Source organism: Amycolatopsis sp. NPDC003731 (genome assembly GCF_053586895.1).
Map to the genome: position 1 here is coordinate 1 of NZ_JBSFNC010000219.1, position 11,494 is coordinate 11,494.

Annotated in this window: 10 protein-coding genes; 4 read left to right on the top strand and 6 right to left on the bottom strand. The window is 70.2% G+C overall.

All coding sequences use genetic code 11. The features are described from left to right. Positions 1-91 precede the first annotated feature (91 nt). Positions 92-916 (bottom strand): (2Fe-2S)-binding protein, encoded by an 825-nt coding sequence (locus ACWDN5_RS43970; RefSeq protein ID WP_310969039.1) that lies wholly within the window; start codon positions 914-916, stop codon positions 92-94. Between the two features lie 359 nt (positions 917-1,275). Between ACWDN5_RS43970 and ACWDN5_RS43975 the strand changes: the two genes are divergently transcribed. The 3 genes from ACWDN5_RS43975 to ACWDN5_RS43985 all read left to right on the top strand — a co-directional run bounded on the left by ACWDN5_RS43975 (position 1,276) and on the right by ACWDN5_RS43985 (position 6,251). Beyond that, positions 1,276-3,831, top strand: a complete 2,556-nt coding sequence (locus ACWDN5_RS43975) for an ATP-dependent Clp protease ATP-binding subunit (RefSeq protein WP_449680442.1) — start codon at positions 1,276-1,278, stop codon at positions 3,829-3,831. Between the two features lie 318 nt (positions 3,832-4,149). Beyond that, the gene (locus ACWDN5_RS43980; RefSeq protein WP_449680443.1) at positions 4,150-4,500 is read left to right on the top strand and encodes a helix-turn-helix domain-containing protein; all 351 of its coding nucleotides are present in this window, start codon (positions 4,150-4,152) and stop codon (positions 4,498-4,500) included. 59 nt (positions 4,501-4,559) lie between these two features. Then, the gene (locus ACWDN5_RS43985; protein WP_449680444.1) at positions 4,560-6,251 is read left to right on the top strand and encodes an Hsp70 family protein; all 1,692 of its coding nucleotides are present in this window, start codon (positions 4,560-4,562) and stop codon (positions 6,249-6,251) included. A gap of 1 nt (position 6,252) precedes the next feature. Here the strand turns inward: ACWDN5_RS43985 and ACWDN5_RS43990 are convergent, their stop codons facing one another. The 3 genes from ACWDN5_RS43990 to ACWDN5_RS44000 are packed head-to-tail and all read right to left on the bottom strand — an operon-like array spanning position 6,253 to position 8,150. Then, a complete protein-coding gene (locus ACWDN5_RS43990) occupies positions 6,253-6,717 on the bottom strand; it encodes a YbaB/EbfC family nucleoid-associated protein (RefSeq protein WP_449680445.1) in 465 nt (154 codons plus the stop codon). Continuing rightward, a complete protein-coding gene (locus tag ACWDN5_RS43995; RefSeq protein WP_310969032.1) occupies positions 6,710-7,768 on the bottom strand; it encodes a hypothetical protein in 1,059 nt (352 codons plus the stop codon). The genes ACWDN5_RS43990 and ACWDN5_RS43995 overlap by 8 nt, the downstream gene beginning before the upstream one ends. Before the next feature lies 1 nt (position 7,769). Continuing rightward, the gene (locus ACWDN5_RS44000) at positions 7,770-8,150 is read right to left on the bottom strand and encodes a hypothetical protein (protein WP_310969031.1); all 381 of its coding nucleotides are present in this window, start codon (positions 8,148-8,150) and stop codon (positions 7,770-7,772) included. A gap of 162 nt (positions 8,151-8,312) precedes the next feature. Between ACWDN5_RS44000 and ACWDN5_RS44005 the strand changes: the two genes are divergently transcribed. Continuing rightward, positions 8,313-8,975 (top strand): Ig-like domain-containing protein, encoded by a 663-nt coding sequence (locus tag ACWDN5_RS44005; RefSeq protein WP_449680446.1) that lies wholly within the window; start codon positions 8,313-8,315, stop codon positions 8,973-8,975. Positions 8,976-9,096: 121 nt separating this feature from the next. On the opposite strand, the gene pcp is transcribed toward ACWDN5_RS44005, so the two are convergent. Together pcp and ACWDN5_RS44015 are read right to left on the bottom strand one after the other, a co-directional pair. Further along, a complete protein-coding gene (gene pcp, locus ACWDN5_RS44010) occupies positions 9,097-9,738 on the bottom strand; it encodes a pyroglutamyl-peptidase I (RefSeq protein WP_449680447.1) in 642 nt (213 codons plus the stop codon). Between the two features lie 67 nt (positions 9,739-9,805). After that, the gene (locus tag ACWDN5_RS44015; protein ID WP_449680448.1) at positions 9,806-11,239 is read right to left on the bottom strand and encodes a M1 family metallopeptidase; all 1,434 of its coding nucleotides are present in this window, start codon (positions 11,237-11,239) and stop codon (positions 9,806-9,808) included. Positions 11,240-11,494: the final 255 nt, after the last annotated feature.

Genomic DNA, 11,494 nt, shown 5'->3' on the forward strand with positions numbered 1-11,494 from the left:
TCATTCGGGACCTCCGACGTCCCGAATGAGTCATTCGCGACACCGCGGGCACGCCGGCGCGCTCGAGTCACCCCTGCCTGGGGAGGCAGAGCTACCGCGAACAGGTGCGCGGGCAGCCGTCACACTCGGACGACGACGGCAGCAGGTACGAAAAGCAGCAGCTCTCCCGCCGCCGCGTCCACTCGCGGTGCCCTTCCGGGCCCTCTTCCAGCCTCAGCGTCGATGCCGACGTCAGCGGTGGGTACCGCTCGTCGAGCACCAAAGCCGCGTCCGCGACCCCCGCGCCCTCGGCCTCCGGTGTTCCGCCCTGGCGGCCCGCCCACCACAGGGAGTTCTCCAGTGCGTCCGTCGCCGCGGCCCACAGCGTGCGGCGGCCCAGTCTGCTCACCGGCGCGTACACCCGTACGAACTTTGCCGCGTGTGCCAGGTAGCGCGCCCGCAGGACCGCCGCCAGGGCTCGCTCGTCGCGGACCACCGTGGCCTCCGGGCGGGCCGAGCCCGGGTCCGTCGGGAGGCAGTGGAACGCGTCACCCAGCAGGGCCATTCCGTCCGGGTGGGGGCGGTCGTCCGACAACCGGAACGCCAGCTCCGCCGGCGCGAGGGACGGCACCCGGCGCTCGTGGTGCCACAGCAGCGCGCCGACGTACGCCGGGACGTGCAGGTACCACGTCAGCACCCAGCTGGCCGTCGTGCTGTCCGGGGCCGCGGAGTGCTCCCGCACCAGCCAGTCGCCCAGGAGGCCGCGCCACTCGTCGAAGTGCGCGGGCGTCTCCAGCAGCTCCGAACAGCGGATCCAGCCCGCCGGGACGTCGCTGCGCAGCTCGCTGCGTTCCTGCAGGCCGGCGATGCGCCGCAACGACGACGCGAGGCCGTCGCCGACCTCGCGTGCGTCACGGAAGGACCGCTGCTGGTTCAACTGCGGCCCTCCTCAAGCGCCGTAGTGAATTAGGCGTGCCTAACCTTACAGGCTTCCGCGAGGTGCGCCAATCGGGTGGGGTACTCCCAGCTTGCGGACTGTTCGCGGTGAGCGGACAGCGCGCGGATGGCGGAATCCGGATGGCGCTCCGCACGTTGTGCTTGACGTAAAGGTGCAGGGCAACCTGATGATGGGAGTACCCGGGAGATGCCACGTCCGGGTGCGGAAACGACCGCCGAGAGCCGTAGTGGTACGCCAGCGCGACGACTTGGCTACTAGAGTGGTCTCACGGTGCTGAATCCATCGCGGTGAAAGCACGATGGAAACGGGCCGCCGGCGCAGCAGTCGAGGGAGTGCACATGTTTGAGAGGTTCACCGACCGCGCGAGGCGGGTGGTCGTCCTGGCTCAAGAAGAGGCCAGGATGCTCAACCACAACTACATCGGCACCGAGCACATCCTCCTGGGTCTGATCCACGAGGGTGAGGGTGTCGCCGCCAAGGCGCTGGAGTCGCTGGGCATCGCCCTGGAGGGCGTGCGCCAGCAGGTCGAGGAGATCATCGGCCAGGGCCAGCAGGCGCCGAGCGGGCACATCCCGTTCACGCCGCGCGCCAAGAAGGTGCTGGAGCTGTCGCTGCGCGAGGCGCTGCAGCTCGGCCACAACTACATCGGCACCGAGCACATCCTGCTCGGCCTGATCCGCGAGGGCGAGGGCGTCGCCGCGCAGGTCCTGGTCAAGCTGGGCGCGGACCTCAACCGGGTCCGCCAGCAGGTGCTTCAGCTGCTCTCGGGCTACCAGGGCGGCAAGGAGTCCACCGAAACCGGTTCCGGCCGCGGTGAGGGCACCCCGTCGTCTTCGCTGGTCCTGGACCAGTTCGGCCGCAACATGACCGTGCTCGCCCGCGAGGGCAAGCTCGACCCGGTCATCGGGCGCGGCAAGGAGATCGAGCGGGTCATGCAGGTGCTGTCCCGCCGGACCAAGAACAACCCGGTGCTCATCGGCGAGCCCGGCGTCGGCAAGACCGCCGTCGTCGAGGGCCTCGCGCAGAGCATCGTCAAGGGCGAGGTGCCCGAGACGCTCAAGGACAAGCAGCTCTACACGCTGGACCTGGGCTCCCTGGTCGCCGGCTCCCGCTACCGCGGTGACTTCGAAGAGCGCCTGAAGAAGGTGCTCAAGGAGATCAAGACCCGCGGCGACATCATCCTGTTCATCGACGAGCTGCACACGCTGGTCGGGGCGGGTGCCGCCGAGGGTGCGATCGACGCGGCTTCGATCCTGAAGCCGATGCTCGCCCGCGGTGAGCTGCAGACGATCGGCGCGACCACGCTCGAGGAGTACCGCAAGTACATCGAGAAGGACGCCGCCCTCGAGCGCCGGTTCCAGCCGATCCAGGTCGGCGAGCCGTCGCTGGAGCACACGATCGAGATCCTCAAGGGCCTGCGCGACCGGTACGAGGCGCACCACCGCGTCTCGATCACCGACTCGGCGCTGGTCGCCGCCGCGACCCTGGCGGACCGGTACATCAACGACCGGTTCCTCCCGGACAAGGCGATCGACCTGATCGACGAGGCGGGCGCCCGGATGCGCATCCGCCGGATGACCGCGCCGCCGGACCTGCGCGAGTTCGACGAGAAGATCGCGAACGTCCGCCGCGACAAGGAGTCCGCGATCGACGCGCAGGACTTCGAGCGGGCCGCCCGCCTGCGTGACGAGGAGAAGACCCTCCTCGGCCAGAAGGGCGAGCGGGAGAAGCAGTGGAAGGACGGCGACCTCGACGTCGTCGCCGAGGTCGACGACGAGCAGATCGCGGAGGTGCTGGCCAACTGGACCGGCATCCCGGTGTTCAAGCTGACCGAGGAGGAGACCACCCGGCTGCTGCGCATGGAGGAGGAGCTCCACAAGCGCATCATCGGCCAGGAGGACGCGGTCAAGGCCGTCTCGCAGGCGATCCGCCGTACGCGCGCCGGTCTGAAGGACCCGAAGCGCCCGTCGGGCTCGTTCATCTTCGCCGGCCCGTCCGGTGTCGGTAAGACCGAGCTGTCCAAGGCGCTGGCCTCGTTCCTGTTCGGCGAGGACGACGCGCTCATCCAGATCGACATGGGTGAGTTCCACGACCGCTACACCGCTTCGCGGCTCTTCGGTGCCCCTCCGGGCTACGTCGGCTACGAAGAGGGCGGCCAGCTGACGGAGAAGGTGCGTCGCAAGCCGTTCTCGGTGGTCCTGTTCGACGAGATCGAGAAGGCGCACCAGGAGATCTACAACACGCTCCTGCAGGTGCTGGAAGACGGCCGCCTGACCGACGGTCAGGGTCGCACGGTCGACTTCAAGAACACGGTCCTCATCTTCACGTCCAACCTGGGCACTTCGGACATTTCGAAGTCCGTCTCGCTCGGGTTCGCCGGGTCCAACGACACCGGCACCCGGTACGAGAAGATGAAGCAGAAGGTCAACGAGGAAATGAAGAAGCATTTCCGCCCGGAGTTCCTGAACCGGATCGATGACATCATCGTGTTCCACCAGCTGACGCAGGAACAGATCATCCAGATGGTCGACCTGATGATCGGCCGGGTCGAGACGCAGCTGCGCGCGAAGGACATGGAGCTGGAGCTCACGGCGAAGGCCAAGTCGCTGCTGGCCAAGCGCGGCTTCGACCCCGTCCTCGGTGCGCGGCCGCTGCGCCGCACGATCCAGCGCGAGATCGAGGACCAGCTGTCGGAGAAGATCCTGTTCGGCGAGGTCGAGCCGGGTCAGATCATCCTGGTCGACGTCGAAGGCTGGAGCGGCAACCCGGAGGACAAGGACGACCAGGCGCGGTTCACCTTCCGCGGCGAGCGTCGCCCGTCGTCCATCCCGGACGCCCCGCCGGTGAGCATCGGCGCGGGCCACGAGGAGCAGGGCGAAGCCGAGAACGACTGATCCCGGCTGAGTAGTTCGCAGGAGGGCGGTTCCCCCGAGCGGGGAGCCGCCCTTCTTCGCGTTGTTGGATGGAATGAAAGATCGAACTTCACGACGAGGTCGAGCAGTGTTCGTGAACCTGTGCCGTGCAGACCCGGTCTCTGCGGACCGGGTCGAAGAAGCGATCGACATGCCCGCCCGGGAAGGACCGTGTCTTGGGCGGTCGCTGGTCGACCGGATCAAGGGCTCGCACCTGCACAACCTCAAGGAGCTGAGACCGGCGTCCGCCGGGAGCAGCGGTTCCGGGCCCACCTGCGAGCCGGAGAGAAGGGCTGAGTGATGAGCCGGTCGTGGAAGGAAGTCAAAGCCGAGAAGCTCGCCATCGACCGAGAGGCCGGTCGAGACGTCGATGCTGCGCGCATCGCGGCGCGGGAGGCGACCGAGGCTTATGTACTCGGGTTCCGCCTTGCCCAGCTCCGTGAGGACGCCGGGGTCAGCCAGACCGAGCTCGCCCGGCACATGGGGGTCAGCCAGCCGCGGATCAGCCAGCTCGAACAGGGTGACCCGGGACAGATGGCGCTGGACACCCTTCGCCGCTACATCACGGCCCTCGGCGGCCGCATGCGGGTTGTCGCTGACTTTGAGGACCACGACGTCACCGTTTCGGCCGCTGAGCGGGGCTCTGCCTGATCGAAGCCACCCCTCGCGCCCGTGAGACGATGCCCGCGGACCTTGGGAGGGGAATCCGCGTGGACGTGCTCTCGATCGACTTCGGGACTTCGAGCACGGTCGGCGTGCTCTCCGCCTTCGGGCGGGGGCCCCGGGCGATCGAGGTCGACGGGTCGGTCACCATGTCCTCCGCCGTCTACGTCAACGATGACGGCCTGCTCGTCGTCGGCCAGGATGCCGAGCGGCGGGCGCGGCTCGATCCCAGCCGGTTCGAACCGAACCCCAAACGCCGGATCGACGAAGGTGCCATCCGGCTCGGCGACGTCGACGTCCCGATCGCCGACGCCTTCGCCGCCGTCCTGCGGCGGATGGGTGAGGAAGCCGAACGGCAGCTCGGCCGCCCGCCCGCGCAGACCCGGATCTCGCACCCCGCCGGCTGGGGTGCCGACCGGCAGGACGTGCTGCGGGACGCCGCCGCGAAAGCACGGCTCGTCGATGTGCGGCTGATCCCCGAACCGGTCGCCGCCGCGGCGCACTACGCCAGTCTCGGGCGGCGGGGCGGCGGGCCGATCGGCGTCTACGACCTCGGGGCCGGCACCTTCGACTGCGCCGTCGTCGGGGTCACCCGGCAGGGCTTCACCGTGCTCGCCGAGGACGGCCTGCCCGACCTCGGCAGCCTCGACATCGACCAGGCGCTGCTCGTCCACATCGGACGCGAGGTGTCGCACGCCGATCCCGCGCAGTGGCAACGCCTCCTGCGGCCGCAGACCACCGCCGACCGCCGGACGCGGCGGGCGCTGCTGCAGGATGTCCGGGATGCCAAGGAAAGCCTCTCGCGGCACGCGCAGACCCACGTGCCGATGCCCGAGCCGTTCGGGGACGTGCTCGTCAGCCGGGACGAGCTCGAAGCGCTCGTGCGGCCCAGCCTGCTGCGCAGCGCCGAGCTGCTCGGCGCCACCATCCGGCGCGCCGGGCTCACGCCCGCGCAGCTCGCCGGCGTCTACCTCGTCGGCGGGCCGAGCCGGATGCCGCTGCTGGCCACCCTGCTCGGGCGGCAGCTCGGCGTCACGCCGACCACGCAGGACCAGCCCGAAACGGCCGTCGCGTTCGGACTCCACCACGTGCCGCTCGGCACCACCAGCGACCTCACCGTCCCCGCGTTCGCACCCGTCCGCCCGCCGGTGCCGCCGCCGCGGCCGCAACCCTGGCCACAGCAGGCGGGGCCACCGCGGCCGGCCCCGCCACCGGAACCGCGCCGGAAGCGCAAGCCCTGGTTCCTCGCGCTCGCCGTGCTCTTGGTCGCCGCGGTCGTGGCCACCGTCGTCGTGTTCGTCATTCGCGATCAGGCCGCGCGGGCCGCGGCGGACTGCACGCAGACGACCGAGCGCGACCGGGCCGGCTTCACCCCGTGCCTGCGCTTGCTGGCCGGCTCCGTCCCGGACCGGAGCACCTGCAAGGACAACGGCCACTTCGCCCAGCTGCTGGGCGCCCAGCTCTCGGTCATCTGCGCCTTCACGGGCGGCAGTGTCAGCTACTACCAGGGCGTGACCACCGAATACATCGAGGTGAACACGAAGCTGACGCCCGCCGGCCGCGGCACCTGGGACGGTGGCGGGCTGCACGGCGAGTACGTCGCCAGTGCCGACAAGAAGTCGTCGATCGTGCTTTTCGGCGTGGCCGAGCGCCGGGTGGCCGCGATCTACCTCACGGAACAACCCCGCCGCCTCGAAGAGCTGGTCGCCGGCTTCTCCAGCCAGGTCAAGCCGGCCTGAGTCACCAGGCCCGGTCGAGCCGCATGCCGCGGCCGTACCAGTCGTCGTCGGCGACCGGCCTGGCCGGCGACGGCTCGGCCGGGGTGTCCGACGACCGGTCCTTGAGCACCTTGCCGTCCGGCTCGGCCACCGGGGCGGACGGCGCCGGCGCGGCGAGCGGGACCGGCGCCGGCTCGAACTGCACCCGCCAGCGCAGCCGGTCCATCAGGTAACCGCCGCTGCCCAGCGGTGCCAGCAGCTGCCCGGTCCGCTTCGCCGACTCGCGCTGGGCCTCTACGTACGTGCGCAGGACGGCGTCCGCGATCTCCGTCGGCGACATCCCGGAGACGGCGTCGGTGAGCCTCAGCCGGGTCAGCACGCCGTCGGTGTTGACCGACAGCGAAACCGCGCCGTCGGCGGACGTCGCCGTCGCCGACAGCGCGGAGAGTTCGGCCAGGAGGGCGTCGCGGTCCGGGCCGTCAGCCATCCAGCCTCCCGACGTGGGTGGCGCCGCTGGACACCTGGCCGTCGGGGGCGATGTCGACGTTCGCGTCGCGGACGTTCTTCTCGGTCTGCCGCGATGTCCGGTCGGTCTCGAAGTTGTCCGGGTCGAAGCTCGAGCCGGGGCTGACGTCCGGCGCGTCGGGGATCTTCGGCAGGTCGACGGCTTCGTCGCCGATGCGGTCCGCCAGCTTCTGCGCCGCGTCGCCGGCGCCGTCGCGGATCTTGCCCGCGCTGTCGAGGAAGCTCTGGTACAGGTCGAACCCGTTGTCGCCGGTGATCTCCGCCTGGTTCGCCACGACCGCGGTGATCGCGCCGCCGGCGGCGTTCCCGGCGACGATCGCGCCGTTGGCCATGGTGAAGATCGTCGCGCCCGCCGCGGCGCCCGCACCGGCGGTGGCCACGGTGAGCAGCCCGGTGACCGCGCCCGCGAACGTCGCCGCCAGCACCTTCGACATGGCCGCCTCGCGCTTGCGCTCCTGCGACTTCTGGTAGTCCTCCGCCGTGCTCTTGAACGTGGAGCCGAGGTTGCTCAGGTCCTGCCGGGCCGAAGCGATGGCTTCGCGCGCGGCGACGATGTCGCTCTCCAGGATGGTGATCTTGGTTTCGACCTCGGTGAAGGTGTCGGCGAGCTCGTTGAGGTAGGCCTTCACGGCGTTGGCCGCGGAACCGCGCCAGACGTCGAGGAACTGCCGGGCGTCGTCGAGCTTCGGGCCCGAGTCGCGCTGCAGCGCCTTCCATACGGCGTCGTGCCGCATGATCAGGCTCTGCAGTCCCTCGGCCGACTCGTGGTCGATGTCGGCGTCGGAGAACTCGCGGTAGATGGCGGCGACGTCGTCCTGCATCTTCCGGAAGCCGTCGTCGCCGGGGCCCAAGCCGAAGATCCAGTCGGTCATCCGCAGGATTTCCAGCGCGTCGAGGGCGTCGGTGGCGCCCTGCTTCAGGTCCTCGGAGACGCCGTCCAGGAGCTCGGTGCGGCGGTCGTCGCCACCGGACATCGGCTGGGCGTCGAGCCCGGTGTCGAAGTAGCCGTCCACGTCAGTTCCCCTCCAGGCCGGCGGCCGCGCGGTTGACGCGCTGCTTCGAGTCCTCGTCGGCCTTCTCGTACAGCTCCGCGACCCGCATCAGCGCGTGACTGGTGTCCGCCGTGGTCTGGTGCAACTGCGCGACCAGCTTCTGGATCTTCGCCAGGTGGTCGTTGTAGGCCGCGGCGACGGCCGGCATGCCGAGCGTGCGGCCGAAGGCGTTGTCCGCCGGGAACATCGCGCCGAGGCCGCCGAAGAACCCGCCGCCGTCCGACTTGACGGGGACGTCGGTGCCGCGCAGGCCGTTCGACGCGGCTTCCGCGGCGTCGGCGGCTCCCTGGAGGGCTCGGGCCGAGTCCCGCAGGTCCTGCAGGTCGGTCTCGAATCCGATCATCACTCACCTCTTCTTCGGGCTGCGCGTTCCGGACATGTAAACACCGTTCGATCACCCGGCAGGGAGGTTTGCCGAGGGTGTGCGTCAGATCACGGACGGCCCGCCGTACCGCCGAACGGGGGAATGTCGTCCGTGCCGGGTGGTCTCGACGCTCCTACCTGCATGAGCACAGTCACGAAACCTCGGGCGCCGACCGTGCGGCGTCAGTTGCGCGAGGCGAAACGCTTCTCCTGGACGGGATTCGCGGTCACGGTCGGGGCGTCGCTGCTCGGCACGCTCGTCCCGGCGGCGATCGGGGCGGGCCCGGACGCGACCCTGATCTCCACGCTGGTGGTCACAGTCTTGGCGGCGGGCGGGTTCACGGCCAAGGACGGCAGCGCCCGCGGCATCAAGGCGATCGCGATCGTCCTGCTGGCGACGGGTGCGCTGGTCCTGACGGTCACCGGGGTGACCGTCCTCGACCTGGTGCGCGGCCGCCCGGCGACGTTCCCGGGCGTGCCGGAGGTGGCCGTCGAGCCGCGGGTGATCGTCCCGGAGTCGGTCAGCTGCCCCGAGACGCCGGTGCACACGACGACGACCTGCGTGGTGGCGGTCCGCAGCGTCGGCGCGAGCGCGCTGCGGGTCAACGGGGTCGAACTGGACAGCAAGGACTTCACGGTGGACGCGAGCGCGTGCGTCGGCCACGACGTCGAGCCGGGCCGCCGGTGCACGCTGTTGGTCAGCTTCACGCCGGCCTGGAGCGGCGACCGGGTCGCGGACCTGACGGTCCACCACAACGTCCCGGGCCCGGCGGCCTTCGTCGAGCTCACCGGCCGCGGCGGTTAGCTGCCGGTCGGCCGCGCTCCGGAAGCAGGAGGAAGCCGGAGAACAGCACCGAACCCACGACGAGCATCGGAACCCGGACGACCGCCCCCAGCCCGGTCTCGCCCAGACGTCGCGCTCGGTCTCAATGCTCCGCGCCCGCGCTGACCGCCAAGTCCTCCGTCACCCGCAACGCCGTGTCCGCCAGGGCTTCCAGCGCGTCGGCGATCCGGTCCACGCCCAGGGAAGGCTCGGCCTTCCCCGACGCCGCGACCTGCTCCGGGCTGAACGGGACGTGCACGAATCCGCCGCGCACGCCGGGGAACTCCGTGGCCAGCAGGTGCATCAAGCCGTAGAAGACCTGGTTGCACACGTACGTCCCGGCGGTGTGGGACACCGACGCCGGCACGCCTGCCTCGCGGATCGCCGCCACGCAAGCCTTCACCGGCAAGGTCGAGAAGTACGCCGCCGGGCCGTCCGGGACCACCGGGGCGTCCAGGGGCTGGGCGCCCGCGTTGTCCGGGATTCGGGCGTCGATCAGGTTGATCGCCACGCGCTCCGGGGTCACCTCGGCCCGGCCGCCCGCCTGGCCCGCGCAGACCACCAGCGACGGCCGGTGTTCCGCCAGCGCCCGCCCCAGCGCGGGCAGGGATGTCCCGAACTCGCAGGGCAGCTCCACCGCCGCCACGTCGTCCCGGCGGGCGGCCACCAGCGAAACCGCCTGCCAGGACGGGTTGACCGACTCGCCGCCGAACGGCGCGAACCCCGTCATCAGCACCCTGGCCATGCCGTCCTCCCGAAACGAAAGCGTCGAGGCCACCCTACGTCCGCAGGGTGGCCTCGACGACCGGCGCTCAGGCGGCGGGCTTGAGCCCACCCGGGTAGAGGTACTGGTCGGCGGGCTTGCCGCTGCCGTACACCCACGCGTCGAAGAAGCCCTGGAGGCTCCGGTGCGCCGCGAACTCGGTGAACCGCTGGAACTCCTGCATGCTCGCGTTCCCGTCGCGGTGCAGCGATGGCCAGGTCTTCAGGACCCAGGAGAACGCCTGCTCACCGATGTAGTTGCGCAGCGCGTGCAGCATCATCGGGCCCTTCGAGTACACGTACGTGAACTCGTTGCCCTGACCCATGTCGTAGAGCTTGCCGTTCCAGAGCCGCGTCGACGCCGTCTTGACGTCGTTCGCGTACTGGGCGTTCAGGTCGACGCCCTCCTTCGCCTCGTCCCAGAGCCAGGTGGCGTAGGAGGCGAAGCACTCGTTGAGGCAGACGTCGCGCCAGTGCGCGACCGCCACCGAGTCGCCGTACCACTGGTGGGCGTTCTCGTGGACGATCGTCGGGACCGTGCCCGCCCAGCCCGCCGAGTAGATCGGCCGGCTCATCGTCTCCAGCGAGAAGCCGATCTGCTCGTTGAGGAAGATGCCGCCCGCCGCGTCGATCGGGTACTTGCCGAACTTCGACTCGAGGAAGTCGAGGATCTCCGGCAGCCGGGCCTCGGCCTGCTTCGTCGAGTCGGGGACGCCGGGCGCGAACGCGCTGACGATCGGGGTCCCGTCCTTGCGCTTCTGGCGGTCGAAGGTCCACTTGTCGATCGCGACCGTCGTCATGTACGGCACGATCGGCGTCTCTTCGGCCCAGACGTGCGTGGTGCCGTTCGGCGTCTTGATCGACGGCTTCTCGCGGCCGTTGGCGATCACGCCCCACTCGTCGGGCACGGTGATCGCGAGGTGGAAGGTGGCCTTGTCGAGCGGGGTGTCGTTGACCGGGTACCAGGTCGTGGCCGACCGCGGTTCGCCGGCGACGAACGCGCCGCCCGCCTGGGCGAACTGCCAGCCGTTGTTGCCGAGCGACGGGTCGCTGATCGGCGCGGGCACGCCGTGGTAGGCGATCTTCACCTTGAAGTGCTGACCCCGCCACAGCGCGCGCGACGGCGTGACGACCAGTTCGTGGTCGCCGGTCCGGCTGAATTTCGCGTCCCGGCCGTCGACTTTGATCGAGTCGACGGTCAGGCCCTTGAAGTCCAGGTTGAACGAGCTGAGCGCCTGCGTCGCCCGCGCGGCGATGTCCTGGTTCCCGGTGAGCTGGTGCGACGCCGGGTCGTAGGTGACCTTCAGGTTGTAGTCGGCGACGTCGTAGCCACCGTTGCCGTCCTGCGGGTAGTAGCTGTCGCCGGCGCCATCGCTGCCGGGCTTCGGCGCGCCCCAGCCATCGCCCGCGGCGGCGACACCGGTGCCGAGGCAAAGACTGGCGACCACGGCGGCCGCCACCACGACCGGTTTCTGTCCCCTCATGAACGCTCCTGTCCGTGTGCGGATGGGCCTCGTCGGCAACGTATCGCCACGAACGGGTGATCCGGGGAAGCGTGTCGTATTTGTCCGGATAATCAGCACTTCCGTCGGCCCGTCCGGCCGCCCCGGAACTATGGCCGCCACCGCCAGTGCCGCGAATGACTCATTCGGGACCTCGGACGTCCCCAATGAGTCATTCGCGACCATACCGCGCCCCCGGGGACGCCGGCGTGCGCCGGCTGGAAAGCTGGTCGCATG

Bases quoted from the DNA above. Each gene is read 5' to 3' on its own strand.
- ACWDN5_RS43975 (WP_449680442.1), top strand. From the start codon at position 1,276: ATGTTTGAGAGGTTCACCGACCGCGCGAGGCGGGTGGTCGTCCTGGCT.
- ACWDN5_RS43980 (WP_449680443.1), top strand. From the start codon at position 4,150: ATGAGCCGGTCGTGGAAGGAAGTCAAAGCCGAGAAGCTCGCCATCGAC.
- ACWDN5_RS43990 (WP_449680445.1), bottom strand. From the start codon at position 6,717: ATGGCTGACGGCCCGGACCGCGACGCCCTCCTGGCCGAACTCTCCGCG.
- ACWDN5_RS44000 (WP_310969031.1), bottom strand. From the start codon at position 8,150: ATGATCGGATTCGAGACCGACCTGCAGGACCTGCGGGACTCGGCCCGA.
- ACWDN5_RS44005 (WP_449680446.1), top strand. From the start codon at position 8,313: ATGAGCACAGTCACGAAACCTCGGGCGCCGACCGTGCGGCGTCAGTTG.
- pcp (WP_449680447.1), bottom strand. From the start codon at position 9,738: ATGGCCAGGGTGCTGATGACGGGGTTCGCGCCGTTCGGCGGCGAGTCG.
- ACWDN5_RS44015 (WP_449680448.1), bottom strand. From the start codon at position 11,239: ATGAGGGGACAGAAACCGGTCGTGGTGGCGGCCGCCGTGGTCGCCAGT.